At 62.5% G+C, this 14,194-nt stretch carries 12 protein-coding genes; 4 read left to right on the top strand and 8 right to left on the bottom strand.

The genetic code is table 11. The features are described 5' to 3' along the window. Positions 1 to 188 precede the first annotated feature (188 nt). Complete coding sequence (locus tag GLL_RS00230; protein WP_011140049.1) at positions 189 to 635, top strand: hypothetical protein; 447 nt, start codon at positions 189 to 191, stop codon at positions 633 to 635. Between the two features lie 19 nt (positions 636 to 654). On the opposite strand, the gene GLL_RS00235 is transcribed toward GLL_RS00230, so the two are convergent. Beyond that, the gene (locus GLL_RS00235) at positions 655 to 2,436 is read right to left on the bottom strand and encodes an FG-GAP-like repeat-containing protein (protein ID WP_011140050.1); all 1,782 of its coding nucleotides are present in this window, start codon (positions 2,434 to 2,436) and stop codon (positions 655 to 657) included. A 109-nt stretch (positions 2,437 to 2,545) separates the two neighbouring features. Beyond that, positions 2,546 to 4,303, bottom strand: coding sequence for an FG-GAP-like repeat-containing protein (locus GLL_RS00240; protein ID WP_011140051.1), 1,758 nt, complete (start codon positions 4,301 to 4,303; stop codon positions 2,546 to 2,548). A 194-nt stretch (positions 4,304 to 4,497) separates the two neighbouring features. Here GLL_RS00240 and GLL_RS00245 point away from each other — a divergent pair, with 194 nt between their 5' ends. Continuing rightward, positions 4,498 to 4,821, top strand: a complete 324-nt coding sequence (locus tag GLL_RS00245) for a metal-sensing transcriptional repressor (RefSeq protein WP_011140052.1) — start codon at positions 4,498 to 4,500, stop codon at positions 4,819 to 4,821. Between the two features lie 75 nt (positions 4,822 to 4,896). Here GLL_RS00245 and psb35 read toward each other — a convergent pair whose 3' ends face one another. Then, positions 4,897 to 5,058: a photosystem II assembly protein Psb35 gene (psb35, locus tag GLL_RS22810; RefSeq protein ID WP_011140053.1), complete on the bottom strand. Its 162-nt coding sequence runs from the start codon at positions 5,056 to 5,058 to the stop codon at positions 4,897 to 4,899. A gap of 348 nt (positions 5,059 to 5,406) precedes the next feature. On the opposite strand from psb35, the gene GLL_RS00250 reads away from it, so the two are divergent. Next, positions 5,407 to 6,381, top strand: coding sequence for an orange carotenoid protein N-terminal domain-containing protein (locus GLL_RS00250; protein WP_011140054.1), 975 nt, complete (start codon positions 5,407 to 5,409; stop codon positions 6,379 to 6,381). A gap of 45 nt (positions 6,382 to 6,426) precedes the next feature. Here the strand turns inward: GLL_RS00250 and GLL_RS00255 are convergent, their stop codons facing one another. The 5 genes from GLL_RS00255 to GLL_RS00275 form a co-directional block, all read right to left on the bottom strand. Next, positions 6,427 to 7,623, bottom strand: a complete 1,197-nt coding sequence (locus tag GLL_RS00255; protein WP_011140055.1) for an ABC transporter permease — start codon at positions 7,621 to 7,623, stop codon at positions 6,427 to 6,429. Then, positions 7,620 to 8,354: an ABC transporter ATP-binding protein gene (locus tag GLL_RS00260; protein WP_011140056.1), complete on the bottom strand. Its 735-nt coding sequence runs from the start codon at positions 8,352 to 8,354 to the stop codon at positions 7,620 to 7,622. The genes GLL_RS00255 and GLL_RS00260 overlap by 4 nt, the downstream gene beginning before the upstream one ends. Positions 8,355 to 8,359: 5 nt before the next feature. After that, on the bottom strand, positions 8,360 to 9,703 hold the full coding sequence (locus tag GLL_RS00265; RefSeq protein ID WP_164928419.1) for an alpha/beta fold hydrolase: 1,344 nt from the start codon (positions 9,701 to 9,703) through the stop codon (positions 8,360 to 8,362). Between the two features lie 203 nt (positions 9,704 to 9,906). After that, positions 9,907 to 10,929 carry a serine/threonine-protein kinase gene (locus tag GLL_RS00270; RefSeq protein WP_011140058.1) on the bottom strand — a complete coding sequence of 341 codons (1,023 nt, stop codon included), beginning with the start codon at positions 10,927 to 10,929 and terminating at the stop codon, positions 9,907 to 9,909. Positions 10,930 to 10,997: 68 nt separating this feature from the next. Further along, complete coding sequence (locus GLL_RS00275; protein WP_011140059.1) at positions 10,998 to 12,932, bottom strand: HAMP domain-containing sensor histidine kinase; 1,935 nt, start codon at positions 12,930 to 12,932, stop codon at positions 10,998 to 11,000. Between the two features lie 67 nt (positions 12,933 to 12,999). On the opposite strand from GLL_RS00275, the gene GLL_RS00280 reads away from it, so the two are divergent. Then, positions 13,000 to 14,169, top strand: coding sequence for a metallophosphoesterase family protein (locus GLL_RS00280; RefSeq protein WP_011140060.1), 1,170 nt, complete (start codon positions 13,000 to 13,002; stop codon positions 14,167 to 14,169). Positions 14,170 to 14,194: the final 25 nt, after the last annotated feature.

Below are 14,194 nucleotides of genomic sequence, written 5' to 3' on the forward strand. Positions count from 1 at the left end.
GAAAAGCTTGCAAAAAGACATCAATGGGTGAGTATTCACTTCAAGTACTGGCAGGCAGCCCACGGCGATCCGGGCCGGCAGCCCCGCCGCACCCCGCCCGGACACGCAGTACAGCATTGCTGATCTGAAGGATGGACCCACTGGTAGACTGAATCCACACCGGTTGCTCTCCTGCAGGTGGAACGCCCGTGAAACGTCTGCTGTACGAAAATTCGGTCTCGCACCGGGGCTTTTTGATCGTGCCGTTTCGCTACGGTGCCATGGTCGGTAAGGAGATTTATTCGTACTGGTTGCTTTCTGCCCTCGCCTATCGCAGTCGCTGGCACCGCACCGAAAATCCCGCCGGTCTTTACTCGTCCACCCTTACGGGCATTGTCGAGATCGCCCATGAGCACCTCGACCGCCACGGCGATACGCCGATCGCCGACGATCATTTTGCGCGGCGCTACGTTTACTGCGACAACCTAATTGTCGTCTGCCGGATCGGGGACAGGATTTTTTACGATCACTATCTGCCGGGCGGCCTCGACAATATTGCCGCCCCGAAGCTGTTTGCCTCAGAGACGCAGTGCCTCGCCTGGATCAAAGCGGGCATCGATCGCCTGCAGGTCAAAACCGGCCAGGATAGTTTTTGAAGACCGGGCTGACCTGCTGCTAGCGCGGTCCGCGGATTTGCCATTTTGAGTCGGCGACTGGAGGCAGGGTGGCGGAGACGCCCAGGACCGTATCGTTCATCAACCAGACGGCGTTGGCGCCGGTGGCGGTGTTGCGCCAGAGAATATCGGGACGGTTGTCGGCATCGTAGTCGCCCACCCCGCCGATTTGCCAATCAAGCCCCACGGCCGGCAGTGCGGCGGTGTTTTTCAGAGTGGTCTGATCCATCAGCCAGAGGCTGTTGACCCCCGTGACGGTATTGCGCCAGAGAACGTCGGTGCGCCCGTCGAAATCAAAATCGCCGGTGCCGCCGATCTGCCAGGCGAGATCCCCCACCGCCGGCAGGGGCACCGAGGCGATGAAGGTCGTGCGATTCATCAACCAGACGGTGTTGGCACCAGTCGAGTGGTTGCGCCAGAGAATATCCGCACTGCCGTCGAAATCAAAATCGCCCGTGCCGCCAATGTGCCAGCCCAAATCCCCTACCGCAGGCAAAGCGACCGTCGAAGCGAGGACGGTGCCGTTCATCAGCCAGACGGTGTTGGCACCCGTGGCGGTGTTGCGCCAGAGGATGTCCGCCTTGGTATCGAAATTGAAGTCGCCGGTGCCGACAATCTTCCAGTTCGGGTCGCCGACCGCAGGCAGAGCAATCGCTTGTGCGCTAAAGGAGGCCGCAGAACCGAGGGTGTCGCTCTGCACTGTCCAGAGGGTGTTGGCGCCCGTCTGGCCGTTGCGCCAGAGGAGATTCGACAAGCCGCCGCCGCTGAAATGGGCGGGGGGAATCGGCCTGGCGTTGCGCACGACAAAGACGAGATCTTGAAAGTCAAAACTGGTGGTGATCCCTTCGAGCGCTACGACAAAGGCGTTGAGTTCGACGGTGCCGTCGCTTTTTTTGAGGGGATAGACCCGCATATGGTGCGGCAGGGCGTCGGTGAACGTGTTCAACCCGTCCTCGAGGAAGACTTCGCGGTTGCCCTGGAAGGGCAAAATGGCATAAAAGCCAAAACTTCCCACTCCCGGATCGAACTCGCGCTTGCCCGTCACCGGCGGGGCAAGGGTTTGGTGGTTGGCGTCGGCGACGGTGAACAGTTCGCTTTTGGCGGCCGGGTTGCCCGACGGATGATGCCCGACGCGAAAGACGAGCCCCGAGTTGCTTTGGGGAGCAAAGACCGCCAAAGGCTCGACGGTGACCGGTCCCGAACCGGCTTTGAGAAAGCGCTGAATACTCATTTCCCCACCCAGGGGGACCGACCCCGCCAGATCGGTCTCGGCGGGGTCTGGGTCGCCTACATCGACCGCGATCAAGTACGTATCGAAAATCCACTGCAGCGAGGGTTCGAGGTTGCCGCCGATGCCTTTGGTGCCCAGGCCCTGCAGCGACATCGAGGCCGTGGGAGTGGCCGGGGCATCGGTGGCAATGTCGAGGCGGGCAATGGCCGGTCCGGCCGCCGTCGGGTTAAAGACGATCCCGACGCTCACGGAGGTGCCGGGTGCGACCGTCGCAGGCAGCGTCGGCTGTGAAGCAATCTGAAATTGACCGGGGGTACCGTCGATGGTGACGATGGTAAGACTCTGGATGCTCAAGCCGGTCGAACCGCCGTTGGCGATCGTCACAGTTTGAGGGGTGCTTGCAGTCCCGCCCAACACGTCGTTGACGACCAGTTGGGCGGGGGTGGCGTTGACAATCGGCTCTGCCCTCAGCGGCCCGTTCCAGCAAAGCGCAGATCCCCCCGCCCATGCCAGGGCAATCGCAGCGAGCCGAACCGATTTGATTAAATGCACAGGCCGATTCCAAGAAATGTTACCCGTTCTATGGGCAGTCTTCCAGGATTAGTGCCCGTTGGCAAGGTCCACAAGGGGACGGGGCCACCCAAGTGGCCCCGTCCCAGCGCTAGCGGGGGCCGCGGATCTGCCAGTTGAGATCCTCCAGGGCAGGGATTGCCACCGAAGAACTCAGCGTCGTCCCGTTCATCCTCCAGATGCTGTTGACGCCGGTGGTCTGGTTGTGCCAGAGAATGTCCGGTTTGTTGTCGGAGTTGTAGTCTCCCACCCCGCCGATCAGCCAACCCGGATCGCTCACTGAGGCAATGGCCACGGCGGCCCCAAAGGTGGTGCCGCTCATCCTCCAGACGGTGTTGGCGCCGGTGGTCTGGTTGCGCCAGAGAATGTCCGGCCGACTGTCGCCGGTAAAATCGCCCGCTCCGACAATTTGCCAGCCCAGGTCCGCCACCGCCGGCAGGGCTACGGAGGAGACGAAGGCGCTGCCGTTCATCAGCCAGACGCTGTTGGCACCGGTGACTTTGTTGCGCCAGAGGATATCCACTTTGCCGTCGAAGTTCAAATCGCCCGTCCCGGCTATCTGCCAGTTCAGATCGCCCACCGACGCCAGGACTACGGAGGAGACGAAGGCGGTGCCGTTCATCAGCCAGACGCTATTGGCGCCGGTGGCTTTGTTGCGCCAGAGGATATCCACTTTGCCGTCGAAGTTCAAATCGGGGGTACCGACGATTTCCCAGTTGGCATCACCAACAGGTGCGACAGGGAAAGCCTCCAGAAAAGCCGCGTCGTTCATCTGCCAGACGGTATTTTCCCCCGTCACCGGGTTGCGCAAAAGAATGTCCGACTTGCCGACGTTGCCGTAGAAATCACCTGGGGGCACGGGTTTGACATTGCGCACGATCAAGACGAGGTCTTGAAAGTCGAAGTTGATAGTAGTCTCCTCGATAGACACCACATAAGCGTTCGGCTCGCGCGTGCCGTCGGATTTTTTGAGAGGGTAGATGCGCGTCTGGTGCGGGATAGCCCCTGAAAACGTGTTCAGACGCTCTTCGCTGTAGACCGTCCGATTAGAAAGAAACGGCCAGACTGAGTAGAGACCGAAGCTGTTGTTTCCCGGATCGAAGCTCAAGGTGCCGGTGGTGGCCGGGGCGAGCGATTGGTAGTTTGCGTTGGGTACGGTAAACAGCTGGGTCTTGGCGTTGGGGTTGCCGGCGGTGTAGTAGCCGAGGCTCACCACATAGCCGGGGGCACCCTGACCGCTGAATACCGCGAGCGCCTCGACGGTGACCGGGGAAGAACTGGCCTTGCGAAACTGCGGCGGGCTGATTTCTTCACCCAGCGGCACCGTGGCTGGCAGTGCATCGGTGGCCGGATTGGTATCCCCGACGTTGACGGGAATCAAATAAGTGTCGAGGACCCACTGCAGCGACGGCTCTTTGCCGGTGCCGATACCTAGGGTACCCAGACCCTGCAGCGAGACGGAAACCGAAGCGTTGTTGGCGGCATCGCTGGTCAAACCCAGCCGGGCGATCACCGGCCCGGCCACCGTCGGGTTGAAGACGACCCCCACGGTGGTCGAGGCCCCGGGTGTCAATACGAGCGGCAGGGGTTGAGCGGGAGTGAGCTGAAACTGGGTCTCCTCGCCGCCGCTGACGCCAGTGAGCGTCAGACCGGAGAGGTTCAAAGCGGCATTGCCGTTGTTGGTGATCGTGACATTGCGGGGGGTGCCGGGCGCACCTCCAATAATGTCGTTGGTCACGACGCGGGTGGAGCCGAACGCGACATTCGCCTGGGCGGCGACGGGGGAGGCTGGGGCCAGATTCAGCGCCAGTACAGCCAGAGGGACGATTGCAGGAAGGTTGCGCAGCATAGTCGATCTTCCGGGAAAAAGTGAAATGTGCTACAAAAATCGTTCCAGTTTTCACCTTTTTGAACAAGGGTGAAAAAGCCAATCGCTGTGCAGATTACTCGCAGATTTTCTGCGCAATTCACTGAGTCGCGCTTCGAGCATGTTGCCGGGAGAACAGTTATGGCATACGTTGAACGGGAAGACATCCGACGACTATGGCCTCCGAAGTACGTCCAAGCCTGCCCACCAGCCCGACGGGCACTACCCACACCCACGATCCCGTTCACACCAAGGTGCTGCTCGACCGACTGGCGCGCATTGAGGGCCACGTGCGGGGCATCGGAAACATGGTGCGCGAGGATCGGCCCTGCCCGGACGTGCTGGTGCAGATCTCGGCGGTGCGCGCCGCCCTCAATCAGGTGGCCAAACTCGTTTTGAAAGAACACCTGAGCGACTGCGTCGTGCACGCGGTCGAAAACGGGGGTGCGCACGAAGAAATCCAGGCGCTCAATCAGGCCATCGACCGCTACATCGACTGAGGACAGTGCCCGCGCAACGCCAAAGGAGCCTGCACGCATGCGTGCAGGCTCCAACGTACGGCCAATTTGAGGTGCTTAGCCCTGCGTGCGCAGCTTGTCGGCTCCGAGCTTTTTGACCCAACCCGGCGTCTCGGCACCTTCCCAGCCTACCGGCCGCTTGGAGGCATACCAGGCCACCGAACCGATTACAACACAGGCGGCAAATCCTACACCGATCAAGCTCAAGTACAGCAGCATGGCGCGTCCTTTGCTAAGCAGTCTTAAATGTTTCTACACAAAACTTAACATTAATAGGCAAAACTGTCAACCGAAGTGGAATCAAGGCCGATTTTAACGAAGTTTTGTAAAGTAAAGCAAAGAAAAATTCCGCATCTTCTGGCTGCTCCGCGCAAGAGTGGTTATACGATGATGACAGGTGCGGTTGTGCGCCTCTCCCGAGCGAGCAGCCCCTTGTCGGGCATGCATCTTTTTTTTCGCTCCCCTGTTTAGCTGCAGGAGCAGCCGTTGCCGGCTGTCCTCCTTTGTTTTGGTGCGCTCTGTCTAGATATTGCAACTTCAATCCCGAATCACTCCGGAGGTTCTTCCATGGCGTTTACCCTTGAATCGGCCCAGGCGATATTTGCCGAGACCGGCAAGCCCAGCCCCATTCCGGGCATCCTGGCCGATTTCAACCGGCTCAGCCTTGAAGATCGGCTCGCGTTGCTCTGGTACGCTTACACCGAGACCGGGCGCACGATCACCCGTGCCGCCCTGGGTGCGGCGAGCATGGCCCTAGTCGAAGGCATGCTCGACCAGATCAAGCAGATGCCCCCCGCCGAGCAGACGCGGGTGATGTTCGACCTTGCCCGCCGGGCCGACACACCCATCAGCCGCTCCTACGGCTACTTCAGCGTCAACACCAAACTGGGATTTTGGTACCAGCTGGCCGAGTGGATGGCCCAGGGGACTGTTGCCCCCATCCCGGCCAACTACCAAATGTCCACCGACGCGCAGCTGTTGTTCGAGAGCATCAAAAACCTGGACGGCGGCCAGCAGATCCAGGTACTGCGCGACATCGTGCTCAACATGGGCTTCGACCCGTCGGTCGTTCCCGATGAGGCTCCGGAGGCGGAGGATTTCCAGTTCGAGCGCACCGAGCCCGTTTCCACCGAGCGCATCGATGTCAAAGGGGTGGATGACCCGACGCCCCTCAGGTACTTCGAGGCGATGAACAGCGACAACTTCGAGGCGGCTGTCGCCCTGTTCGAGCCCGAGGGCGCCCTGCAGCCGCCCTTTCAAAAGCCGATCGTCGGCCGCGAGGCGATTGCCGCCTACATGCGCGAGGAGGCCCAGGGGCTCACGATGAAGCCGATCGAAGGCATCACCGAAGTGCTGCCGGACGGCTCCAAAAAGCTCAAGGTGACCGGCAAAGTCCAGACCCCGTGGTTCGGCGTCAACGTGGCGATGAATATCGCCTGGCGCTTCGCCCTCAATCCGAAGGGCGAGATCTTCTTCGTGGCCATCGACATGCTCGCTTCGCCCGAGGAACTGGTCAATCTGCGCCCTCCCAGCTACCGGTAAATTCAGGTGTCGGGTGTCAGAGCGCGCTCCGACACCCGACACTTTTCAAACCACCGACTCGCGGTCGAAGATGCGCGTGGCAAGCCAGACAAGCACCCCACCCACTACCAGGGTAAACAGCGAAGAGACGGCGGCGAACCCCCCGTTCACCGCCTCGCCTTTGATAATCTGGCTCATCAACAGCAACTGGCTGTAGATGGGCACAAATGCCGCCCATCCTTCCGCTTTGAGCGGCAGCAGGGCCACCAGCAAACTGGGGAACGTCGGTACCAAAATGATCGGCGTCAGATAATTCTGGGCCTCTTTGAAGCTGCGGGCGTAGGAGGCGAGGATCGTGAGGACCGCTCCCGCCAACAGCACCACCGGCAGGCAGAGCAAAAATAGACCCACAAACATCGACGGGTTGAAGCTGTAGCGCAATCCGAACTGCTCGAGGGGGACAACCGCGAGCACCGCCGCCAGTCCGACGAGCGTTTCGGCCACCACCACCAGCGCAAACAGCAGCGTGGCCGCCAGTTTGCCGACAATCAGCTCCCAGCGGGCGACGGGGTTGATCACCAGTGGTTCAAGCGAACCGCGTTCGCGCTCGCCGGTGGTGGTGTCGATAGCCACGTAGAAGCCGCCGATAAAGGCCGCGAACATCAGGTAAAAAGGCATCAGTCCGAGGATAAAAGCCGCCCGTCCCTCGGAGGAGGCCACATCGACGCTCTCGACTGCCACCGCCTGCTGGATGGCCGGGTTGATCCCCCGGGCCAAAAGCCGCAGCGAAGCAATCTGGCGGCTGTAGGCGGCTAGGAGCGCGCGCACCCGTGCCAGGGCGCCGCTGGTCTGCCGGCGCCCCGTATCGACGATCAGACGCACCGCGGCCGGTCGGCCGGCACGCCACTCGCGGCCGAATTCGGGTGGGATCACCAGGGCAAAGTCGTACTGACCACTGCGCACCTGCGCTTCGTCTACGGCGACCAGGGGCCGCACTTCGACCCCCGGCTGGCTTTCTAGAAACGCCACCAGCTGCGGTGCATTTTGGGTTCCGGCCACCGGTAGGGTAACGGGCTTCTCCGCCTCCTGGGAAATCACCTGTCCAGCCAAGATCACCGTTGCCGCCAGGATCAGCGGGCCGGTCAGGGGAGTGAGCAGTGCCGTGAGCAGCGTGCGCCGGTCGCGCAGGTTGTCGATCACCTCTTTGCAGAAAACGACACCGATGCGATCGAGCGCATCTTGCCGGCGGGCAGATGGTTTCATAACAACAAGCCTTCTTCGCTGCCGATCACAGCCACGAAGGCGTCTTCGAGGCTCGCTTTGCCGGTGGCGGCGAGCAGTTGCTCCGCGGTGCCCTCCGCGGCAACCGCTCCGTCGGCGATGATCACGATCCGATCGCACAGAGAGGCAATTTCCTGCATGACGTGGCTTGAAAACAGCACGCAGCAACCCTCGTCGCGCAACCGGCGCAGGATCTGGCGCAGGGCACGGGTGCTCATCACATCGAGGCCGTTGGTGGGCTCGTCGAGCAGCAGGTTGCCGGGGGCATGGACCAGGGCGCGGGCGATGGCGACTTTGAGGCGCTGGCCCTGGGAGAAGCCCTCGGTGCGCCGCTCGATAAATTCGCCCATCTCCAGCAACCCGGCCAACTCGTCGATGCGCCCTTCGAGAGCGTCGCCTTTGAGCCCGTGCAGCCGGCCGTAGTAGCGGACATTTTCGCGGGCCGTCAGGCGCGCATAAAGACCACGGTTATCCGGCAGCACGCCGATGCGGCTTTGCACTTCGCGTGGGGAACTTGCTGCAGCGAATCCATCCACCAGGGCACTGCCGCCGTCAGGTTTGAAAACCGTGGCGAGGATGCGCAGCAGCGTCGTCTTGCCCGCCCCGTTGGGTCCCAATAGCCCGGTTATCTGCCCGTCGGGGGCGGTAAAGCTCACCCCCCGCACCGCCGCCACCGCGCCGAACGATTTATAAATCTCCCGCGCTTCGATCACACGCTTCAAGCCTCCGGTCCGCTCGGATCGACAAAAAAAGGGAGCGCCCGGTTTTTTTTCAAGCAGGCGGTATCCAGACCGCGCGCACGGCCCGCCGCCAGAAAATCCGCCACGATCCGAGGGGTGCAGCCGCGAAACGCGGTGATGTGGCCCGCACCCGGCACCACCAGGGCGAGGGCGTTCGGCAGGGTGCGCCGGGCGCGCTCGGCGTTGCGCGGTGGGGTGATAGGGTCCGCCTCGCCCGAGAGCAAGAGCACCGGAACATTGGAGGTGACAGGCCGTTTAAAATCGGCCGGGATCGCCCCCCGGGGCCAGACGCTGCACGTCTCGCGCAGGGCCTGCACCCAGGCATTTCCCAGGTAGGTACGACCCGCCTCCTTGCTGCTAATAAATGGAATGTCCTCGGCGCACAGCACCGAGAGGCGCATCCCGAGGCTCACCTGATCGCCGATGTTGCCCACCGTCAGTTGCAACTGGGCCGCCAAGGGCCGCCAGTCGCCGCTTTGGTGGGCCGTGTGAATCAATAGCGGCAGCAGACTCACTGTCTCCGGGGCGTAGCTTAGCGACTGGATAGTGAGGGCCAGAACCGTCCTGTCGAGCTTTACCGAGCGGGGCAGGCCGCTGGTCGGGTCGGCGACGGTGACGGTGAGCGGCTCCCGGTCCAGACGTGCCAGTAGGGCTTTAAATTTGCTGCCTAGGCTCGGGAACGCTTTGTTGCAGGCGTTGTCGGCCCGGCAGCGGGCAAAGGCTATCTCCAGGACGCGCTGGGCATCGGCTGCGACCGTTTCCCCCAGGCTGGTGTCGGGCGGATTGACGCCGTCGAGGACCGCCGTGCGCACGCGCTCGGGGTGCCGGCGCAGGTAGGCCAGCGCCAGGCGGGTGCCGTAGGAGCCGCCGTAAAGATTGATGCGCCCATAGCCTAAGGCGGAGCGGACTGCGTCGAGGTCATCCGCGGCGATGGCGGTCGTGTAGAGCTTTAGATTTGCCTGGAGTGACTTTGCGCAATCGGCCGCGCTTGCCAGTGCCCGCTCGGGTGTCGCGGTATTCGGATCGATCGGGCAGTCGAGGGGGTTGGATCGGCCCGTGCCGCGCTGGTCTATCAGCACGATGTCCCGCCTGCGGTTGACGCGCTCGAAGGCTTTGATGAGCGGCACGAACGCTTCGGTGGCCGCCTGACCGGGGCCGCCCGCGAGCATGAACAGCGGATCAGAGTCGACTTGCCGCCCGGTGGCGGGCAAGACTGCCAAATGCAAAGCGATCTGCCGCCCGGAGCGCGCCGCGCGATCCTCGTAGACCCCAAGCCGCCCGCAACGCGCTTCGACCCGCTCCGCTTGAGCAGGCGCTGCCAATCGGCAATCGGAAAGTTGAATGTTCGCTTCGGTTCGCTTACCCGGAGGACCTGAGCATCCAGCGAGCGGAACCATACCCAAAAGCACTGCAGAAGCGAAACGCCATGACACCAATGCCATGCCTATCAGTATACGACGCGATTCGGCAGGGTCGACAGCAGCGCGCCTGAACGGCTCCTTGCGCTGTCATAAAACCGGGCCATTCAGCTGAGCAGGAACAAAAAACCAACCAGAGCCAGTAGTGCAATCGCACCGCCGATAAACACATCTCTAGGCAGCAGCGGTTGGGAAGTTTCCTCCCTGGGAAACCAGCCCATCGCCCACTGCAACTGCATCCCGAGCATCTGCATGCTCTGGGGCCGGTTGGCGGGATCTTTTTCGAGGCAGGAGAGGACCACTGCCGCCAGGGCAGGCGGAAGCATGTAGGGGAGCCGGTGGGCCTGAAAGCCGGTGGGGGTGGTGTAGTTGTGGGCATGGTACCAGCCTGCGAAAGTTTCGGTTTTCGGCTTGAGGGGCATCTGGCCGGTGAGCATCTGGTACAGTACCACCCCCAGCGAGTAGATGTCGGAGCGCGCATCGAGCGCTTCGCCGCGCAACTGCTCGGGGCTCGCGTAACCGGAGGTGCCCACGAAGCCCGCCTGGGTGCCGAGGGCTAGAGAGATGTCGCTGTTGGCCTTGGCGATGCCGAAATCGAGGATCTTGACCGTCTCGCCCAGCGATTCGTCCTCGATCAAAAAGAGGTTGCCCGGTTTGATGTCGCGGTGGATGATCCCCCGGATCGTGCGGCCCTCGACGGTGGCCTGGGCGGCGTGGGCGTGCTGCAGACCGTCGCACAACTGCACCGCCAGGCGCACCGCCCGGCCGGGGGGCATCGGTCCCTGGGCAAGCACTTCCTTGAGGCTGCGGCCTTTGAGTAATTCCATCACCAGATAGGGTTGGGGGCCTTCGACGCCGTAGTCGGTCACCTGGATGATGCGCGGGTGGCTCCCTAGAATGGCGCTGAGGCGCGCCTCCTCCTCGAAGCGCTGGCGCAAAAGCTTCACCACCTCGGTGTCGCCCGCGAGGCTGCGGTGCATCACCTTGAGGGCCACCACCTTGCCCGCCAGTTTGGTGTCGGCCGCCTCGTAGACGCTGCCCATGCTGCCGCCGTCGAGCCGGCCGAGGAGGCGATAGCGCCCGCCCACCACCCGGCCGATCGCAAAACCCTGCAGTGATTCGGAAGCCATCCCCTACCTGCCCGCTCCTTTGCAAAGCTTATAGATTCAGTAGGGAAGGGACGTTCGCCAAAAGGTGCTCAGATCACTTCTTCCTGCTCGCGTCGGGGCCACTCGCAGGTTTCCATGTAGGCTTCGACGTCGAACCAGAAGGTCGAACCTTGGCCCACTTCGCTTTCGATGTGGACCTGGGCGTTGTGCTTCTTGACGATATTGTCGACGATCGAAAGCCCCAGGCCCGTGCCCTCCAGGGTGTGCACCCGGTTTTCGACCCGAAAGAAGCGCTCGAAAATGCGGCGCTGGTCCTCCTCGGAGATGCCGATGCCGGTGTCGGTGACGGCGACGCGCACTTTGGCCGGGTCGTCGGTGCGGCGGGCCGAGAGGGTGACCCGCCCCCCCGGCTCGGTAAATTTGAGGGCGTTTCCGACCAGGTTGGAGAAGACCTGCTGCAGCAGGTCGTAATTGCCCAGGACCAGCGGCAGGTCGGTGGCGATGTCGCTCACCAGTTCAATCTCGCGGTCGCGGGCGGTGAGGCGGTGGGTACGCAGGGTCTGCTCGATGGGCTGGACGAGGTCCACCGGCTCAAAGTGATACTCGCGGCCCGATTCCAGGCGCGAAAGATCCAGTACGTCGTTGACCAGGCGCGTCAACCGGTCGGTCTCCTGATTGGCGGTTTTGAGAAATTCGTTCTTGGTCGAATCATCCAGGCTGTCGCCAAACTCGTACACCGTCTCGATGTAGGACTTGATGCTCGAAAGCGGCGTGCGCAACTCGTGGGAGACGTTGCTGATGAACTGGCTTTTGGCCTGGTTGAGTTCGGCTTCTTTGGAGAGATCCTGAACCGTGAGCACCACGCCCTTGAGCAGGTTGTCGCCCCGGGGGGCGAGCACCGGCGAGATGAGCACCCGCAGCGTGCGCTTGTCCAGGACGACCCGGCACTCGGCCTGCTCCAGGATGTTGCGCGAGACGGAGTCGAGGGGCTCCTCCACCTCGGCGCGCATGCCCACCGGCAACAGATCCAGGATGTTCTTGCCCACCACCCTGGATCCCCACCCAAAGATGCGCAGCATCGCCGGGTTGACCAGCAGGATGCGCAGCGACGAATCGAGCAGGATGCCGCCGTCGGCGATCGTGGCGATGAACGTTTCGAGCTTGGCCTTCTCGGCGGTGATCTCTTCGATATTTTGTTCTTCGTAGCTTTGCAGGCGCTGGGCCATCAGGTTGAAGCTGGTGATCAGTTCACCGATTTCTCCCGGGTAAGCCAGGGTGACCCGCTGCTTGAAGTTGCCCTGGGCGATGCGCTGTACCCCCTGCACCAACTCTTTGAGCGGCTGGGTGATCGTGAGCGCGTTGAAGACCGAACCCAGAATGGCGATGATCCAGACCAGGACGAACACGGCGACGGTCACATCGCGCGTCAGGTCGGAGCGGCTCACCAGGTTGGCCTCCGGGTTGATGCCCACCAGCACGACGCCCAGTTGGCGCTCGCCGTACTCGATGGGCACAAAAATATCGGTCACCAGACCCCGGGGGGTGCGGTGCTGGCGCTTGGCCGGAAGCACCGGCGGCAGTTCGATGTGGCGGATGAGGGCGGGTACGGGGGCGTTGGCCCGGGTGTCGTTGGTATTGAAGGGACTGCCGTAGAGAATGTCGCCTTTGGAATCGGCGTAAAGGACATAGAGGATGTTGTCGGCGTTGCTGGCCAGGAATTCTTCGGTAAATTCGCCCAGTTGGGGGTATTGATCGAGGGCGATGAGCGGGGCGGCGGTGGCGGCGAGCAAATTGCCCACCGCTTCGCCAAAGCGCTGGTCGCTGCGGCGGGCGTCCTCCTGGATGTAATTAAGCGCCCAGAAAGTAAAGCTTGCCAGCACCAGCGAAATAATCAGCGCCGCCGCCGCGAGCAGACGGGTCTGGATACGGAATTCACTGAACCAGCGCTGGAGATTCTTAGAAAAATTCAAGGCCGATGCGTTTGTGATGTCCACTGCAATGACGTCATTCTGCCATATCCCCATCGGTCGGATCGCACCTGGCCGGACGGGCGCCAATACTGCTATTCTCTTGCGGGAACAGGGAATCGCAATGAGTATTGTACGGCGTCGATTGCTGCTGTTGGGGGGATTCAGTCTGGGGGCGGTGGGCGTGGGCGTCGCTGCGGCCAGGCTGTGGCCCGCCGGAGGAGCTCGACCTACTACCACCCCCGGTGCCGACAACGCCCAGGCCGCCCTCCCCCGGCCTGTCGGCCCCCAGGGCATGTTTGCCCCGCCGCGGGGCGATGTGCGGCTGGTGGTGATTAGCGACCTGAACAGCTACTACGGCTCGGTGGAGTACGAACCGCAGGTCACCCGCGCGATCGCCCTGATCCCGGGCTGGAAGCCCGACATCGTGCTGTGCGGGGGCGACCTGGTGGCGGGACAGTCGCCGTCGCTCAAGCGCGAGCGGCTGCTTGCGATGTGGGCCGCCTACGACCGGCTCATCGGTGCACCGCTGCGCAAGGCACGCCTGCCCTTCGGCTTCACCGTCGGCAACCACGACGCCTCCTGCGAGCGGGCCATCCGGGGCAACTATCTCTACAAACTGGAGCGCGACGTCACCGCGGGCTACTGGCGCGACCCCGCCCACGACTCGGGGCTCGCCTTTATCGACCGGGGCGAATTTCCGTTCTACTACACCTTCGCCGCCAACGATATTTTCTATCTGGTCTGGGACGCCTCCTGCGCCCGCATCCCGGCCGAGCAACTGGCCTGGGCCGAAAAAGCCCTGGCAAGCGCCCCCGCCCAGAACGCGAAGTTGCGCGTCGCCATCGGCCATCTGCCTTTGTACGCGGTGGCGGTAGGCCGCGACGAACCGGGCGAAATTCTTGATAATGCCGAGAAACTGCGGATGCTATTGGAGCGCTACCGCGTGCACACCTACATCAGCGGCCACCACCACTCCTACTACCCCGCCTACCGGGGGCAACTGCAACTGCTCCACGCCGGTGCCCTGGGTTCCGGTCCCCGCCCGCTTATCGACGGCAACCTCCGGCCCTGGCACCCGCTCACAGTCATCGACATCGACATGGCCACTCTCGCAACGACTTACACCACCTACGACATGGAAACCCTCAAAGTCTTTGACATCGCCCGGCTGCCCCGGATGCTCAGCGGACCCACCGGCGCCGTCTTCCGCCGCGACGTGCGCTGGGAAGATCTCAGCGCCGCCGAGCGCAAGCGCTGCCTCGATCAGCTGGGCGAAAAAGGGTGCCGCTAGGGCCATTTTGCCGGAGGGGTCAACC

This window comes from Gloeobacter violaceus PCC 7421, from assembly GCF_000011385.1.
Lineage (GTDB): Bacteria > Cyanobacteriota > Cyanobacteriia > Gloeobacterales > Gloeobacteraceae > Gloeobacter > Gloeobacter violaceus.

Excerpts from the sequence above, each read along its gene's own strand:
- GLL_RS00240 (WP_011140051.1), bottom strand. The coding sequence starts at position 4,303 with ATGCTGCGCAACCTTCCTGCAATCGTCCCTCTGGCTGTACTGGCGCTG.
- GLL_RS00245 (WP_011140052.1), top strand. The coding sequence starts at position 4,498 with ATGGCCTCCGAAGTACGTCCAAGCCTGCCCACCAGCCCGACGGGCACT.
- psb35 (WP_011140053.1), bottom strand. The coding sequence starts at position 5,058 with ATGCTGCTGTACTTGAGCTTGATCGGTGTAGGATTTGCCGCCTGTGTT.
- GLL_RS00250 (WP_011140054.1), top strand. The coding sequence starts at position 5,407 with ATGGCGTTTACCCTTGAATCGGCCCAGGCGATATTTGCCGAGACCGGC.
- GLL_RS00255 (WP_011140055.1), bottom strand. The coding sequence starts at position 7,623 with ATGAAACCATCTGCCCGCCGGCAAGATGCGCTCGATCGCATCGGTGTC.
- GLL_RS00270 (WP_011140058.1), bottom strand. The coding sequence starts at position 10,929 with ATGGCTTCCGAATCACTGCAGGGTTTTGCGATCGGCCGGGTGGTGGGC.
- GLL_RS00275 (WP_011140059.1), bottom strand. The coding sequence starts at position 12,932 with ATGGGGATATGGCAGAATGACGTCATTGCAGTGGACATCACAAACGCA.
- GLL_RS00280 (WP_011140060.1), top strand. The coding sequence starts at position 13,000 with ATGAGTATTGTACGGCGTCGATTGCTGCTGTTGGGGGGATTCAGTCTG.